Source organism: Faecalibacterium sp. Marseille-Q4164 (assembly GCF_017377545.1).
Classification (GTDB): domain Bacteria; phylum Bacillota; class Clostridia; order Oscillospirales; family Ruminococcaceae; genus Faecalibacterium; species Faecalibacterium duncaniae.
In genome coordinates this window covers 14,181-29,999 of the sequence record NZ_JAFREJ010000007.1, presented here as the reverse complement: position 1 = coordinate 29,999, position 15,819 = coordinate 14,181, and the positions used below count along the sequence as shown (strand labels likewise).

General features: G+C 60.5%; 18 protein-coding genes and 2 tRNA genes. All 20 read left to right on the top strand.

The window, feature by feature from the left end:
* The first annotated feature begins 3 nt into the window (after window positions 1–3).
* Entirely contained in the window at window positions 4–2,307 is a 2,304-nt protein-coding gene (locus J3352_RS08390) for a bifunctional (p)ppGpp synthetase/guanosine-3',5'-bis(diphosphate) 3'-pyrophosphohydrolase (protein WP_098922854.1), read from the top strand.
* Between the two features lie 3 nt (window positions 2,308–2,310).
* Window positions 2,311–2,772, top strand: coding sequence for a D-aminoacyl-tRNA deacylase (gene dtd, locus J3352_RS08385; RefSeq protein ID WP_097771014.1), 462 nt, complete (start codon window positions 2,311–2,313; stop codon window positions 2,770–2,772).
* Window positions 2,773–2,825: 53 nt separating this feature from the next.
* Complete coding sequence (locus tag J3352_RS08380) at window positions 2,826–3,443, top strand: MBL fold metallo-hydrolase (protein ID WP_156065952.1); 618 nt, start codon at window positions 2,826–2,828, stop codon at window positions 3,441–3,443.
* Window positions 3,444–3,461: 18 nt separating this feature from the next.
* Window positions 3,462–4,931 (top strand): coproporphyrinogen dehydrogenase HemZ, encoded by a 1,470-nt coding sequence (hemZ, locus tag J3352_RS08375; protein ID WP_156065950.1) that lies wholly within the window; start codon window positions 3,462–3,464, stop codon window positions 4,929–4,931.
* Entirely contained in the window at window positions 4,897–5,835 is a 939-nt protein-coding gene (locus J3352_RS08370; protein WP_005933447.1) for a uridine kinase, read from the top strand. The genes hemZ and J3352_RS08370 overlap by 35 nt, the downstream gene beginning before the upstream one ends.
* Before the next feature lie 181 nt (window positions 5,836–6,016).
* Entirely contained in the window at window positions 6,017–6,463 is a 447-nt protein-coding gene (locus J3352_RS08365; protein WP_156065948.1) for a zinc ribbon domain-containing protein, read from the top strand.
* Between the two features lie 193 nt (window positions 6,464–6,656).
* Entirely contained in the window at window positions 6,657–7,388 is a 732-nt protein-coding gene (locus J3352_RS08360; RefSeq protein WP_099357222.1) for a MazG family protein, read from the top strand.
* 39 nt (window positions 7,389–7,427) lie between these two features.
* On the top strand, window positions 7,428–7,697 hold the full coding sequence (locus J3352_RS08355) for an HU family DNA-binding protein (RefSeq protein ID WP_005933459.1): 270 nt from the start codon (window positions 7,428–7,430) through the stop codon (window positions 7,695–7,697).
* A gap of 154 nt (window positions 7,698–7,851) precedes the next feature.
* A complete protein-coding gene (locus J3352_RS08350; protein ID WP_005933461.1) occupies window positions 7,852–8,097 on the top strand; it encodes an RNA-binding S4 domain-containing protein in 246 nt (81 codons plus the stop codon).
* A gap of 162 nt (window positions 8,098–8,259) precedes the next feature.
* Window positions 8,260–8,526 (top strand): YabP/YqfC family sporulation protein, encoded by a 267-nt coding sequence (locus J3352_RS08345; RefSeq protein WP_005933464.1) that lies wholly within the window; start codon window positions 8,260–8,262, stop codon window positions 8,524–8,526.
* Window positions 8,526–8,996 (top strand): hypothetical protein, encoded by a 471-nt coding sequence (locus tag J3352_RS08340; RefSeq protein ID WP_156065946.1) that lies wholly within the window; start codon window positions 8,526–8,528, stop codon window positions 8,994–8,996. The genes J3352_RS08345 and J3352_RS08340 overlap by 1 nt, the downstream gene beginning before the upstream one ends.
* Before the next feature lie 45 nt (window positions 8,997–9,041).
* Entirely contained in the window at window positions 9,042–9,347 is a 306-nt protein-coding gene (locus J3352_RS08335; RefSeq protein ID WP_035393978.1) for a septum formation initiator family protein, read from the top strand.
* 73 nt (window positions 9,348–9,420) lie between these two features.
* Window positions 9,421–9,972, top strand: coding sequence for a S1 RNA-binding domain-containing protein (locus J3352_RS08330; protein WP_156065944.1), 552 nt, complete (start codon window positions 9,421–9,423; stop codon window positions 9,970–9,972).
* An 86-nt stretch (window positions 9,973–10,058) separates the two neighbouring features.
* Window positions 10,059–11,258 (top strand): class I SAM-dependent RNA methyltransferase, encoded by a 1,200-nt coding sequence (locus J3352_RS08325; protein WP_097772495.1) that lies wholly within the window; start codon window positions 10,059–10,061, stop codon window positions 11,256–11,258.
* Window positions 11,259–11,276: 18 nt separating this feature from the next.
* Window positions 11,277–12,146 (top strand): DUF5685 family protein, encoded by an 870-nt coding sequence (locus tag J3352_RS08320; protein WP_156065942.1) that lies wholly within the window; start codon window positions 11,277–11,279, stop codon window positions 12,144–12,146.
* Window positions 12,143–12,694 carry a hypothetical protein gene (locus J3352_RS08315; protein WP_156065940.1) on the top strand — a complete coding sequence of 184 codons (552 nt, stop codon included), beginning with the start codon at window positions 12,143–12,145 and terminating at the stop codon, window positions 12,692–12,694. The genes J3352_RS08320 and J3352_RS08315 overlap by 4 nt, the downstream gene beginning before the upstream one ends.
* A gap of 470 nt (window positions 12,695–13,164) precedes the next feature.
* A complete protein-coding gene (glmS, locus tag J3352_RS08310) occupies window positions 13,165–14,985 on the top strand; it encodes a glutamine--fructose-6-phosphate transaminase (isomerizing) (RefSeq protein ID WP_197036492.1) in 1,821 nt (606 codons plus the stop codon).
* 66 nt (window positions 14,986–15,051) lie between these two features.
* A tRNA-Thr gene (locus J3352_RS08305) sits at window positions 15,052–15,126 on the top strand.
* Between the two features lie 185 nt (window positions 15,127–15,311).
* Window positions 15,312–15,397 (top strand) — tRNA-Tyr (locus tag J3352_RS08300).
* A gap of 152 nt (window positions 15,398–15,549) precedes the next feature.
* Window positions 15,550–15,801, top strand: a complete 252-nt coding sequence (locus J3352_RS08295; RefSeq protein ID WP_156065936.1) for a DUF6061 family protein — start codon at window positions 15,550–15,552, stop codon at window positions 15,799–15,801.
* Window positions 15,802–15,819 lie beyond the last annotated feature (18 nt).

Here is a 15,819-nt window from a genome sequence, read left to right as displayed (position 1 = left end):
AATATGCCAGAGGGAAAGAAACCAGCGGAGGATCTTTACTCCGCAAAAACGCATCTGCATCAGCCGGTGCCGGAGGTGTCTACCGTGAACGCCACGGCCCTGCCGGCCGATGCGCCCGAGGGTGCTCTGCCCAGCGAGGTGCGGCCTGAGATCGTTACCTGGGAGAAGCTCTGCGAGGCCATCAAGGCCAGCGGCAAGGCCTACAACATGGAGATGATCACCAAGGCCTACGACCTTGCCAACAAGGCACACAACGGGGTCTGCCGCCGCAGCGGTGAGCCCTACATCTGCCACCCGCTGGCCGTGGCCCGCCTGGTGCTGGATCTGGGCATGGATTCGGAGAGCATTGCCGCCGCCCTGCTCCATGACGTGGTGGAGGACACCCCCACCACGCTGGAGGACCTGACCGCCGCCTTTGGCGAGGAAGTGGCCCTGCTGGTGGACGGCGTGACCAAGCTGACCAAGATCCAGTTCTCCAACATCGAGGAGCTGCAGGCCGAGAACCTGCGCAAGATGCTGCTGGCCATGAGCCGGGATGTCCGCGTGATGATCATCAAGCTCTGCGACCGGCTCCACAATATGCGCACCGGCGATGCCTGGCCTGAGCAGAAGCGCCGCGACAAGGCCCGTGAGACGATGGAGGTCTATGCCCCCATCGCCAACCGTCTGGGCATCCTGAACGTCAAGGAGGAGCTGGAGGACCGCAGCCTGCACTACCTTGACCCTGTGGGCTACGAGGAGATCAGCAAGATGCTGAGCGAGCGTGCAGGGGAGGAGTTCCTTGCCAGAGTGTCCGGTGTCATTGAGCTGCGGCTGAAGGAGAGCGGCATCGAGGGTGCCACCATCAAGCGCCGCGTCAAGAGCATCTACGGCATCTACCGCAAGACCATCATGCAGAACAAGTCCTTCGATGAGATCTACGATATCTATGCCGTCCGTGTCATTCTGGATACGCTGGCTGAGTGTTACAGCACCCTGGGCCTCATCCACGATATGTACCACCCGCTGCCCAACCGCTTTAAGGATTATATCTCCACCCCCAAGCCCAACGGCTACCAGAGCCTGCACACCACCGTCATCGGCCACGAGGGCATCCCCTTTGAGGTGCAGATCCGCACCCGCAAGATGGATGAACAGGCAGAGTACGGCGTTGCCGCCCACTGGAAGTACAAGGAAGGGCTGGATGGCCACGATAAGCTGGACGAGCGCCTGGCCTGGGTCAGCCAGCTGCTGGAAAACCAGCGCGTCAGCGAGGACTCCGGCAACCTGCTCCATGACCTGAAGAGCGACCTGCTGCCCGAGGAGGTCTTTGCCTTTACCCCCAAGGGCGATGTCATCAACCTGCCCACGGGTGCCACCTGCATCGACTTTGCCTATGCCATCCACTCCGCCGTCGGCAACCGGATGGTGGGCTGCAAGGTCAACAACCGGATGGTGCCCATTGACCACGTTGTTTCCACCGGCGAGATCATTGAAGTCATCCTCGGCCCGGCGGACAAGGGCCCCAGCCGCGACTGGCTGAAGATCGTGCGTACCAGCGAGGCCAAGAGCAAGATCCGCAACTGGTTCAAGAAGATGCGCCGGGAGGAGAATATCCAGGAGGGCCGCGACACGCTGGCCCGGGAGCTGCGCCGGGAGATGATCTTCATCCCCGACGACGAGCTGGATGAATTCATCGGCAGCTGCTGCCGCCGCCTGCGCCAGAACAACGCCGAGGAGCTGTATGCCGCCATCGGCTACGGCGGCATCACCATTGCCAACTGCCTGCCAAAGCTGAAGGAAGAGTGGCAGAAGCGGAAGAGCGAGGAGGGCAAGAACGAGCAGCTGGCCAAGGTGGATCTGAGCAAGGTCCACGCCACCGACGGTGTGGTGGTGGAGGGCTTCGACAACACCCCCATCAAGTTCGCCAAGTGCTGCAGCCCGCTGCCCGGCGACCCCATCGTGGGCTTTATCACCCGCGGTTTTGGCGTGTCCATCCACAAGCAGAGCTGTGTCAATGCCATCTCCAGCATGAAGGACCCCACCAACGCCCCCCGCTGGGTCAAGGCTTACTGGGCCGACAGCGTCAAGGACAGCTACAAGGCCGGCCTTGAGATCGTGGCGCTGGACCGCAACGAGCTGCTGCGGGATGTGCTGAGCGCTCTGGCCGATATCCGGGTGCCCATCTACACCATGAACGCCCGTCAGGTGGAAAACAACTGCGCCGTGGTCAGCCTGACCATCGGCATCAACAATACCGAGCACTTGAACCGCGTGGTGGCGCGTCTGTCCAAGATTAAGGATGTGCTCAAAGTGACAAGGAGTTAAACCATGCGTGCAGTCATTCAGGCAGTGTCCTCCGCTTCTGTCCGGGTCAACGGCGGGGAGCCCCGCTCCATCGGCCCCGGCCTGGTCATCCTGCTGGGTGTCCGGGATACCGATACGCTGGACATCGTGCCCAAGCTGGCGGATAAGTGCGCGGGCCTGCGCATCTTCAAGGACGAAAACGACAAACTGAACCTCAGTGCAAAGGACCTGGGCTATTCGGCACTGGTGGTCAGCCAGTTCACGCTCTACGGCGACACGAAAAAGGGCTACCGCCCCAGCTTTATCAAAGCGGCCCGGGCCCCGCTTGCGGTGGATGCCTACGAGCTGTTCCTTGCCGAGATGAACCGGCAGGGCCTCAGGGACGTGCAGCACGGCGAGTTCGGCGCGGATATGCAGGTGTCTCTGGTGAACGAGGGGCCCTGCACCATTGTCATCGACACGGACGAGTGGGCGCACCACTCATAACGGCCCGCCCCCGGCAAAGCCGGAACATCTGAACAGTTAGAAGGATATAGGATATGAAAGCATTTCATCTTCTCGGCGCTGCGCCGCTTTATACCAACAGCTTTGTCCTGATCTCCGATGCGGGCCATGCAGTGGTCATTGACCCCGCCGCCGAAGTGCAGGAGTACGATAAAATTTTCAAAGAGAACAACGCGACGCTCACCACCATCCTCTGCACCCATGGTCACTATGACCATGTGGGCAGTGCGGGGGTGCTGAGCCGGGAGTGGAAGGCCAGGATCTACTGTGAGCCTGCCGACTGCAGGGGCAGCCAGCTTTTTCCCCTGAAAAGCGCGGACAGCGGCTATGCGGAAGGGGAAAAGCTCACCGTGGATGAGCTGACCTTTACCGTCTGGCACACCCCCGGCCATACCGAGGGCGGTGTGGTGCTGCTGTGCGGGGACTATCTCTTTGTGGGCGATACCGTGTTCCAGGGCAGCATTGGCCGCACCGATCTGGAGGGCGGCAGTATGCAGAAAATGGATGCCAGCCTGCGCAAGCTGGCGGGCCTGCCCATCCCCAAAGAGACCCAGCTGCTGCCCGGCCACGGGGATTTTTCTACCCTTGGCGAGGAACTGGCGAACAATTACTATATCCGCAGCGCCCTGCGCGGCGGGAATGCGGACTTTTAAGGATAAAGAGAGAAAAACATGAAGATTTATATTACCGGCCTGCCCTCCGGCTACGAGGTGGAGCATCTGGTGCGCCTGTTTTACCCTATGGCTCCGCTCACCCTTACCCCGCCGGAAGAGGGCGAGGACTGTGTCTGGGCTGAGAAAAAAGAGGATAGTCTGTACGCCATGGTGCGGGAGCAGGGCCAGAGCAGGGATGCGGCGGCTCCATTGCCCCGCCCCGTGGAAGAGGGTGGCGAGACGGTGGAGTTCACCCTTGCCAGCCTGACCTATGACCTGCTGCGGAGCTGGACCGGCATCCGCCCGCCCTGGGGCAAGATGACCGGGGTGCGCCCGGTGCGGCTCATCCATGACAAGCGGGCCGCGGGCTGGACCGAAGCCGACATCGACCGGTTCTTTCTGGAGCGCTTTGACTGCTCCCGGCAGAAGTACGACATGGCCAAGGCCATCGCCGACCTGCAGGAGCCCATCCTGAAGCTGGGCAGCGCCCCCAAATCGTACAGCCTGTATCTCGGCATCCCGTTCTGCCCCTCCCGGTGCAGCTACTGCAGCTTTGTCAGCTGCAATCTTGACCGGGACCGCAAGCTGGTGCAGCCCTATGTGGACTGCCTGTGCAGAGAGGTGGAGGCCATCCGGGAGCAGGCCGACAAGGCAGGACTGAAGCTGTGCAGCATCTATATCGGCGGCGGCACCCCCACCAGCCTGTCCGCTGACCAGCTCCGCCAGCTCATGGGCACGGTGCGGGAGAACTTTGACCTTTCCAAGGTGGTGGAGTACACGGTGGAGGCGGGCCGCCCCGACTGCACCGATGCCGAAAAGCTGGCTGTCATCAAAGAGTATGGTGCCACCCGCATTTCCATCAACCCCCAGACCTTCTCGGACGAGGTGCTGGCGGGCATTGGCCGCAGGCACTCGGCGCAGGATATCCTGGACTGCTATGCCGATGCCCGGAGGGCGGGCCATGAGGACATCAACATGGACCTCATCGCGGGCCTGCCCGGCGATACGGTCGCGGGCTTTGAGCACAGCCTGCGGCAGGCCATCGCGCTGGACCCCGAGAACATCACCGTTCACACCCTGACCCTCAAGCGGGCCTCCCGCATCGTCATCGAGGACCAGAAGGAGAACGACTATGCAGACGTAGCGGCTATGCTGGAAAAATGCCAGCTGCTGGCCGATGCAGGATATCGCCCCTATTACCTCTACCGCCAGAAGAACACCCTGCAGAATCTGGAAAATGTGGGCTGGTGCAAGCCGGGCCACGAGGGGTACTATAATATCTATATCATGGAGGAAGTCCAGACCATCCTTTCGGCCGGAGCAGGCGGCAGCACCAAGCTGGTGGCCGACGGCGGCCGACGGATGCAGCGCATCTTCAATTTCAAGTATCCGACAGAGTATATCCAGCGCTTTGCGGAGGTACTGGAGCGCAAAAAAGGAGTGGCTGATTTTTATGATCACGATTTGGGTCCCGAAACGTCTGGTTGAAGTCGGGCTGTACAACGTTGCCGCCCGCAGTCCGCAGGAACTTGCCGCCCTGAGTGAGCAGAGCTACCGCGACCGCGTGAAGTACGCCGCCGAAAAGGTGCGCCTTTCCGGCACCAAGATCGTCATGCTCACCGGCCCGTCGGCCAGCGGCAAAACCACCAGCGCCCACAAGCTGGCCGAGGAGCTGATCCGGCAGGGAACATACGCCCATGTGGTCAGCCTGGATAATTTTTTCCGTGGGGCGGAGTTCTACCCCCGCCTGCCCGACGGCACCCTGGATTACGAAAACCCCGATACCATGGACCTGCCCCTTGTCCGGCAGTGCCTGCATGAGCTGAGCGAGACGGGCCGGACCACCCTGCCCATCTATGATTTTGCCAACGAGCGGCGCTCCGACGAGACCGAGGCCGTGGACCTGCAGGGCGGTGTCTGCATCGTGGAGGGGATCCATGCCCTGAACCCGGAGCTCACCGGCCTTGTGCCTGCGGAGGATGTCTACCGCATCTACGCCGGCCTGCGGGAGGAATATGCCATCGACGGCCGCCGGGTCATCAACACCCAGGACATCCGCCTGTGCCGCCGCACCCTGCGGGACGCTGCCGCCCGGGGCCGCAGCCCCGAAAAGACCCTTGCCATGTGGGACCGGGTGCTGGACGGCGAGACCCGGTATATCAAGGGCTTCAAGACCACGGCGGACTTTCTGCTGGACACCTCCTTTACCTATGAGCTGGGCCTGATCTCCAGGCTGCTGGGCATCGTGCGCCGCCAGTTCACGCTGGAGGGCCACAACGCCGAGCTCTGGGACGAGACTGCCCGCCGCTTTGAGCACGTGGTCCCGCTGGATCTGGAGCTTCTGCCCGCCGACAGCATGCTGCGGGAGTTCTACGGCAGTGCCGTAAAATAAAATCGCGCTCTGCGGGGAAAATGTTCCATTCTCTTGTTCAAATGCGAAAAAACTGTTTCCAAATCCGCACGAAACTGTAAAAGTTGCGGTGGATTCGTTGCAATCAGTGCCTGAGTGCGCTATAATGAAACCATCATCTGACAGCACACACAGGGCCAATGCCCGTAAGAGAGGTGTCATTATGGATTTCAATAAGATCAAGGAAATGGGTCTGGAATATGCGGAAAAGGGCCGCAACGCCGCCATGGATCTGGCAGAGCGCGGCAGAACGCAGGCAAAGATCGTCTCGGAGCAGACCAAGCTTGCCCGGGCACAGCGTCAGCTGGGTGCACTGGTCTACAGCCTGGCCAAGGGCAACGAGGAGAACCAGCCCCTTGTGGATAAGTATATCGAGATGATCGGCAGCATCGAGGCCAACCTGAACGCCCTCAAGGAGAGCCTTGGCCCCGCTGCCGAGGTCATCACCCATGATCTGGACGAGGAGCCCGCCGAGGGCAGCGGCATCACCGTTGAGCCGACCGTGGAAAAGGACAAAAAGCCTGACACGGACAAAAAGACCTGCCCCCAGTGCGGCGCGCCGGTCTCTGAGGATGCGCTGTTCTGCAACAAGTGCGGCGCACAGCTGTAACGCAAAAGCCTTGAAAGGGCGGTGTCCCCGTAGGGGGATGCCGCCCTTTCTGCACAGAAACAGGGCAAAGTGTGAAAATTCTGGAAACAATTGAAATGAAAAGCCGGAAAATGCGCTTGTCCCCTTGAAAAATCGCAGATTCTGCGGTACAATCGAGCTCAGGTTTTTGAGCAGAGGAAAGGGGAGTGCACCCATGCAGGACTGGCCTGAACGGGAACGCTACACGGCGGAGGATCTGCTGCAGATCATCCGCATTCTGCGCGACAGAGAAAACGGCTGCCCCTGGGATAAGGTGCAGACCCACGCTTCCATCCGGAAGAATTTTCTGGAGGAGACCTGCGAGGCGCTGGAAGCCATTGATGCCGACGACGCAGCCATGATGCGCGAGGAGCTGGGCGACGTGCTGATGCAGGTGGCGTTCCATACCGTCATTGAGGAAGAGCGGGGCCGGTTCGATTTCGAGCAGGTCTGCCGGGAGGTGTGCGAGAAGCTGGTGTTCCGGCACCCGAACATCTTTGCCTCTTCGGCGGCTGAAAATGCCGGTATAAACAGCTGGGATGCGCTCAAAAATAAGGAAAAGGGCCGCACCACGCTGGCGGATGAGCTGAACACGGTTCCGGCTACCCTGCCCGCCCTGATGTATGCCCAGAAGATGCAGAAGCGTGCCGCCCGCAAGGGCGCGTTTGCGCAGACGGCAGAGGATGCCGCCGCTGCCCTGAAGGCTGCCGAGCGAGGCTGGGAGGAAGCGGTGCCGGAAAATGCCGCCGAGCGGGCCGGGGCGCTGCTGTTTGCAGCGGCCAATGCCATGCGGCTGGCCGGTGTGGACGCGGAAGAGGCCCTGACCTTTGCATCCGGGCGGTTCCGTCAGGAGCTGCTGCAAAAGACCGAAGATTCAGACGAGCAGGAACGCCCTGCCACTGTCTGATAGAAAAAGCTGAGTAAAATTTTGTGGAGGTACCCCATTATGACCAAGACCGATCTGATCGCACAGGTTGCAGCAAACACCGAGATGAGCAAGAAGAGCGCCGAGCTGGCTGTCAACGCCGCTTTCGACGCACTGAGCAAGGCAATGGCTGAGGGTGAGAAGATCACCATCTCTGGCTTTGGCACTTTTGAGATCCGTGAGCGCGCAGAGCGCCAGGGCATCAACCCCCGCACCCGTGAGCCCATTACCATCGCTGCTTCCAAGAGCATTGTCTTTAAGCCGGGCAAGGCTCTGAAGGATACCCTGTAAGTTTGATCTTTGCCGCCGGGGCCGCAGTGGTTCCGGCGGTTTTTTTGTAAAACCTCTCAGTCAACGCTTCGCGTTGCCAGTTCCCCTGTCCGGAGGTGCGGCGGTGGACAAAGCGCAATGATGGAGAGGGCCTGCTTTTCTGGAGGATCATAACATGAGACTGGATAAATACCTGAAAGTTTCGCGGCTCATCAAACGCCGCACCGTGGCAAATGAGGTGGCCGATGCGGGCCGCATCCTCATCAATGGCAAAATCGCCAAGGCCAGCCAGGCGGTCAAGGAAGGAGACATCATCGAGGTCACCTTCGGCAACCGGCCCATCAAGGTAAAGGTGCTCTCTGACGTGGAGCCCCGCACCAAGGATGTGGCCCGGGAGATGTACGAGATCATTTCGGAATAACCTCTCAGGCGCTTTGCACCAGCTCCCCTAATAGGGGCCGCTAAGTTTATGCTGCTGCATCCTTGCCTCGCCTATTAGGAGAGGTGGCAGCCCGAAGGGCTGACGGAGAGGTTCTATCCCGGAAGCTGTTTGCATAACCTTCACCAGAAGGGGGAGAGGTGCATGGCAGAGCAGGCGGGGAACAGCGACCTCATCCTGGAGAACCGGGAAAAGCTGACGGTAACAGGGGTCAGGCGGGTGCTGCAGTGCAACGCGGAGAGCGCCGCCATTGAAACAGCCCGGGGCGTGCTGCAGCTGGCCGGGGCGCAGCTCAACGTGACCAGCCTTGACCTCGACAGCGGGGAAGTGAAGCTGACGGGCCGTATCGACACGGTGGAGTACACCGCCGCGCGCACCCCGGGCGGCTTTCTGTCCCGGCTGCTCCGCTGATGGCACCGGCCCTTGCGCCCGCGCTCATCGGGCAGGAGGCGGCTGCCTGCGCCCTGCTGGGCCTTGTGCTGGGCAGCGTGCGCGCGGTGTTTCCGGTCAGGGGGCGGGCGGCGTTCCTGCCGGATATGGCCCTTGTGGGGGCTGTCCTGCTGGGGCTGCAGAGCTATGCCGCCGCCCTGAGCGCCGGGGGCGTGCTGCGGTGGTATATGCCGGGCAGCGCCTTTCTCTGTGCTTTTGGGGCCGAACGGCTTCTGCGGCCTGCCCTGCAGGCACTGGAACAGGGGCTGTTCTGGCTGGCGGCGGGGCCGCTCCGGCTGGCCCGGCGGGCATGGCAGCCGCTGGCAGCAGCCCGCAAAAACCGGGCGGAGCAGGCCAGAGCGCGCCGCGCGCAAAAAAGAAGCGCAAAAAAACCGAAAAAGAACTTGCCAAGCACACGGCGGTTGTTGTATAATTCTAACGTATCAAAGTAAGAGTACAGGCGTTTCGGGCCTGCTGAGCACAGGAGGCGCTGAAAAATGGCAAATACCACCCGGAAAAAGCGCAGACGCAGCCCGTTTGTGCGGACGATCCTTCGTCTTTTCTTCATTCTGCTGCTGTTGAGTATGCTGGTGGCCTACATCTCCAATCAGGTGTCCATCAGTTCCCGGCGTGCGGAATTGCAGACGCTGAGCGAGCAGATCGAACAGCAAAAGACCCAGAACGAGGAGATGAAGCGCATCCTCAGCGGCGATGCCGACGATGTGACCGAGTGGGTCGCCCGGGATTCTTACAACTACGCAGCCCCCAACGAGCGCATCTTTGTGGATGTGACCGGCAACTGAGGGCACACCCCGCCGGGCAGCTCTGCGGACAGACCCGGTGCCCCCACAAAAAGAGAGCAAGGAGTATTGAGTTTTGGCAATTGAGGTAGGGAACGTACTGGAAGGCCGTGTGACCGGCGTAAAGCCCTTTGGTGCATTTGTTGCGCTGCCTGAGGGCAAATCGGGCATGGTTCACATTTCCGAGGTGTCCAATGAATATGTGCAGGATATCAACACGGTGCTGCACGACGGCGATGCTGTGAAGGTGCAGGTCATCAACATTGCACCGGACGGCAAGATCGCGCTGTCCATCAAGCGGCTGCTGCCGCCGACACCCCGTCAGCCGCGCAGTGATCGTGGGCCCCGGCCCGGTGGCCCGCGCCAGAACGGCCCCCGCGAGGGCGGCCACTTCGGCAATTCCCGCGGCGGCGGACGGCCCCCTCGTGAGGGTGGGCGCGGCCCTGCCAGGGATGCAGCACCCCGTGTGTGGCAGCCCAAGGCCCCGGCCAAGAGCGATAACCTGAGCTTTGAGGATATGATGAGCCGCTTCAAGAGCCAGAGCGAGGAGAAGATGGCCGACCTCGACCACGAGACCAACAACCGCCGTGGCGGCGGTTATGCACCGCGCTCCCGCCGCGGCCGCTGATTCACAGAATGAACCGGGCCTGCCCCAGCGGGGCGGGCCTGTTTTTTGGTGGTGCGGCAACGCCCACGGATAAGAAAGGAACCAGAATGCCTGCAAAATTTGAACTGATCGCACCCTGCTTCTTTGGCTGCGAGGCAACTGCGAAATTTGAGCTGACCCGCATCGGGGCCGAGAACATCCGGGTAGGGGATGGCCGCCTGACCTTTGCGGGCGGGCCGGAGATGATCGCTGCCGCCAACCTGAACCTGCGCACGGTGGAGCGCGTGATGCTGCTCCTCAACACCTACCCCGCTTCCACCTTCGATGAGCTGTTTGACGGCGTGTACAGCATCCCCTGGGAAGAGCTGCTGCCCGCCGATGCCGCCTTCCCTGTGACCGGCTCTTCCCTGAACAGCCAGCTCACCAGCGTGCCTGCCTGCCAGAGCATCATCAAAAAGGCTGTGGTCAAGCGCCTGATGAACAAGCATCATACCTCTGTTCTGCCCGAGACCGGCGCGGAGTACAAGATCCGCTTCATGCTGCGCAAGAATGTCTGCGAGATCATGCTGGATACCACCGGCGAGGGCCTGCACAAGCGCGGCTACCGCCGCAACGCCATGGAGGCCCCCATCCGTGAGACGCTGGCCGCGACCATTGCCGACCTGGGCCGTGTCCGCCGCGACAGTCTGGTGGAGGATCCCTTCTGCGGCAGCGGTACTCTGCTGATCGAAGCTGCCCAGAAGGCCATGAACATTGCCCCCGGCCTCAAGCGCCGCTTTGCCGCCGAGCGTTACAGCTTTGTGCCCGCTTCCCTCTGGGCCGAGCAGCGCCAGAAAGCGCTGGCAGAGTCCAAGCTGGATGTGGGCTTTGAGGCCTTTGGCTACGATATCGACCCCGCCGCCGTGGCACTGGCCAATGCCAACGCAAAGCTGGCCGGTGTGGAAAAGCGCTGCCATTTTGAGGTGGCCGATGTCGCTGACTTTGCGGCAAAGCCCGAAGCCATCGTTCTGACCAATCCCCCGTACGGCGAGCGGATGAACACCATCGAGGGTGCCGCCAAGCTGGCCCGCACCCTGGGCCAGCAGATGGCCGAGCATCCCTGCGCGGGCCTGTACGCCATCACTGCCGATATGGAGTTTGAGAGCCACTACGGCAAGCGCGCCAACAAGCGCCGCAAGATGTACAACGGTATGATCCCCTGCCAGCTGTATATGTACTACGAGGCCCCCAAGTTTGAACACAAGGCAAAGCCGATGCCCAAGCAGGGCTTTGACGGGAAGCGTACCGTCGAGTTCAAGAAAAAGTAAACAGGAGAATAAAAAGACATGGACGGTCGGATGCGGCCTTATCTTCCGGAGCTTACCATCCGGGATTATAATATCTACCAATGGTATCTGCGGGGCGTGCAGTATCAGCTGAACACGACCTACGGGCTCTACTCGTGCAGTCTGCTGCAGCACAACGGGGTTCTGTTTGCACTGCTGTCAGACAGCTTGGCCGGGCGGGAGGCGACCTGCAAAAAGGTGCGCCTGCCCTGGACGCTCTGCTGGAGGCCGATGATGTGCCAGACCCAGGGCATCCGGCTGGCCGCGCAGGTGGAGGTGCTGCTGGGCTGGCATAAGCTGCAGGACCGCCGCTGTGACGAGCTGCCCTTCAAACAGCGGGTGAAGCGCACCATCGACCGCATCCTGCTCCGCCGCGCCTACGAAAAGGCCGTGCAGGAGAACCCCGCGCTGGAACGGCTGTTTGAACAGGAGCAGGAGCAGGCGATCGTTCAGATGAACCTGAACGCCAAGAACTACACCGAGGTTGCCGAGCCTATGAGCAACATCTACGGCGCGCTCTACTCCACGCTTGCCACCGATGAGAACAGCCAGCGCAAGAGTATGCGCTATATCGGCAGCTGCATCGGGCGGGTGTTCTACCTGCTGGATAAGGCGGGCCGTGTGGCCGATGACAAGCGGGCCGAGCGGTACAATGTGTATCTGGTCAATGGTGTCGAGGACCCCGGTGCTGCACTGGAAAATGCCCGGCGGCAGTCGCTGGCTGCGGCAAACGATCTGGTGCGCGCCTACGGGATGCTGGATGTCAAGCTGAACAAGAGCCTGATCGACAATATTATGATCCTGGGCCTGCGCCATGCGGTGGAACCGCTGGACCCGGAGAACCAGCCCGTGCGCTGGGAGCTGCCGTGAAGGCCCGCAAGAGCTGGGCTATGGCCTACTGCGGCATGGCTGCTGCCCTGAGCGTGGCCCTGATGCTGCTGGGGGCCGTGGTGCCGGTGCTGATGTTCATTGCCCCGGCGGTGGCCAGCCTGCTTATCGCTACGGTCTGCGTGGAGTGCGGCAGGACCATGGCCCTGACAGCCTACGGCGCGGTGAGCCTGCTCAGCCTGCTCTTTGTACCGGATAAGGAGGTGGCACTGGTCTTTGTGTTCCTGCTGGGGTATTACCCGCTGGTCAAGCCCCGGTTTGAGCGCATTCGTCTGCCGCTGGTGCGGGTGCTGTGCAAGCTGCTGCTCTGCAACGGTGCCGTGCTGGCCATGTACGGGCTGGTGCTGCTGCTGGTGCCTGCGGGCAGCATTTCGCAGGAGCTGAAGACCACCGCGCTGGCGGTCTCGCTGGCCACCCTTGCCATGGGCAACGTTGCCTTTCTGCTGTATGACCGGGCGCTCCACAACCTGCTGCAGGTGTATCAGCTGGTGTGGCGGCCGAAGCTGCATAAGATGCTGGGAAAAAGATAATGGGTCAAACCCCTCAGGCGGGCTTACGCCCGCCAAGGGCCCCCCTAATAGTGGGGCCCTTGGCATTTCGTAAAGTTTCCCTATATACACAAACTGTATTGCTCTGCCAAGGCCGCCCCTAGTAGGGGCGGTGTCATCCCGAAGGGATGACGGTGGGGTTTAATAGCAGGGCTTTGTCTAAGAGGATTCTAATTGAGAGGAGTGATGTCTACCACCAGTTGACACAAAGCGCCGGGCCACACGGGTGACAGCCGTGAGGGTGACGAGGAGAGGAATCATCGAAAAATTCGGCGGATGTTTCTCCGGCTGACCATGGGCTATACCAGCCGCAGAGAGGGGCAAAAATCGGCAGTGATACCGTAACAGATCCCCTCAAAGAAAGCCATACAAGAACATAAACTGTTACAGGAGGCTGACAGCTGTGCTGCGCGCGTTTTTTGCGCCGGGCTGTCGGCATGGAGGTGTTTTGTATGTGTGGCATTGTTGGTTATGTTGGAAAACGGAATGCACAGGATGTTCTGCTGGATGGTCTGGAAAAGCTGGAGTACCGCGGCTATGATTCCGCCGGTGTGGCCCTGGCTTTGGAGGGCGGCATCCGGGTGGTCAAGAGCAAGGGCCGTCTGGCTGAGCTGCGCAAGCGGCTGGCGGTGGAGGCTCTGGCCCGGAGCGGCTGCGGCATCGGCCATACCCGGTGGGCGACCCACGGGGAACCCAGCGATGTGAACAGCCACCCGCATTCCACGCCCCGGGTGAGCATCGTCCACAACGGCATCATCGAAAACTATGGTGTGCTGAAGGAGAGGCTCATGGCCAAGGGCTATACCTTTGAGAGCGAGACCGACACCGAGGTCCTGGTCAAGCTCATCGACAGCTGCTATGAGGGGGAGCCCCTCAAGGCTCTGCGTGCCGCCCTGGCTATGGTGCGGGGCAGCTATGCGCTGGCTGTCCTGTTCCGGGATTTCCCGGATACCCTGTTCGCGGTCAAGCGGGAGAGCCCGCTCATCGTGGGCTGGGGCGAAGAGGAGAACTTTATTGCGTCGGATATCCCGGCGCTGCTGAAATATACCCGCCGGTACAGCGTGCTGGAAGAGGGGGACATGGCGGTGGTGAACGCCGACGGCATCTGCTTCTACAATGAGTTCGCGGAGCCGGTGGAGCGAGAAGTTCTGACCGCCAACTGGGATCAGGAAGCCGCTGAAAAGGGCGGCTACCCGCACTTCATGCTGAAGGAGATCAACGAACAGCCTGCGGCCATCACGGCCACGGTGAGCCCCCGTGTGGAGAACGGTCTGCCCGACCTGCGCGTTCCTGAGCTGACGGATGAGCGGCTGCGCCGCATCGGCACGGTGCATCTGGTGGGCTGCGGCACGGCCATGCATGCGGGCATGGTGGGCAAGGCTGCCATCGAGGCGCTGGCCCGGGTGCCTGCACAGGTGGAGATTGCCAGCGAGTTCCGCTACCGGAACCCCATCCTGCGGCCGGAGGATCTGGTCATCATCATCAGCCAGTCGGGCGAGACCAGCGATACGCTGGCAGCCCTCAAGCTGGCCAAGAGCCGGGGTGTGCCGGTGTTGGCCATTGTGAACATGGTGGGCAGCAGCATTGCCCGCGCGGCGGACTATGTCATGTACACCTATGCCGGCCCTGAGATCGCCGTGGCCTCCACCAAGGCCTACATGGTGCAGATGTGCGTGCTCTACCTGTTCGCCCTGCGGCTGGCTTACGCCCGGGGAATGCAGACTGATGCCGAGATCCGCCGCCTGACGGCAGAGCTGCTCCGGGCCGGGGAGGTCATCAAGCCCCGCCTGGCCGATTGTGAGCAGATCAAGTATCTGGCCAGTCGTTTCGTCAATACCCAGAGCTGCTTCTTCATCGGCCGCGGGTTCGACTATTCGCTCTCGCTGGAGGGCAGCCTGAAGCTGAAGGAGATCAGCTATGTCCACTCGGATGCCTATGCGGCGGGCGAGCTCAAGCATGGCACCATCAGTCTGGTAACAGACGGCGTGCCGGTGATCGCCCTTGCCACCCAGAAGCAGGTCTACGAAAAGACCATCTCCAACGCCAAGGAGACCAAGAGCCGCGGCGCAAAAGTCCTGCTCTTCACCACCCAGGATGCCGTGGTGCCCGATGGCGTGGCCGACTATGTGGTGCGTCTGGATGACTACGACGACCTGCTGATGCCCCTGCAGCTCATCGTTCCGCTGCAGCTGTTTGCCTACTATATGGCTGTTCTGCGCGGCTGTGATGTAGATAAGCCCCGCAATCTCGCCAAGAGCGTGACCGTGGAATAACCGTAGAATCAGAAATCAAGCCTTGCCAAACCCGCCCGCTGGTGGTATACTATTTAGGTAACCGATGCTGGTGTGGCGCAATGGCAGCGCAACTGATTTGTAATCAGTGGGTTGCAGGTTCAACTCCTGTCACCAGCTCCAAAGAGACCTCAAAACGGAAAACGTTTTGGGGTCTTTTACTGTTATAGGAAGTGCTTTTATTGCGGTAAAACGCAGGAAAATAGAGAACGACAGAAAAAGAGAAAATCCGTGGAAAAAGTAGTTGACAAATGCCACTTCAGATGATAAAATATACAGGCAGTCAGCGATGACTGCAAATAGGATATGGGCGTGTTCCCGAGTGGCCAATGGGGACAGACTGTAAATCTGCTGCTTTTCAGCTTCGGTGGTTCGAATCCACCCGCGCCCACCAAACAAGAAAAATCCGAACCTGTTTCCGATTGGAGAAGGGTTCGGATTTTTCGTTTTCTTCGGGTACAACAATGAAGGCTCCCGTGGACGGCGCAAAACTCTGATGCCTTGTCATAGACCGTAAGCCGATAACGAGAATTGGAGGATGCGATTATGAAGTACGATGAAAGAGCCTGCAAGTTTAACATGGATACCGGGTGTGTGGAGTTGACTCTCCAAGATGGGAGAAAAATTTCCATCGGCTGCACCGGGGTCGATGATGCGCTGGACGTGACTATGGCACAGAGAGCGGAGTTGGACTACCTTATCTACAATGACCCTCTGGACTATGCCGATTTGATTTTGAATGGTGACCCGGAGAAATATTTGAAGAATGTGGCCGGGAGCCATGGGTTAGAAGATTAACTGAAAAATTTGAGTTTA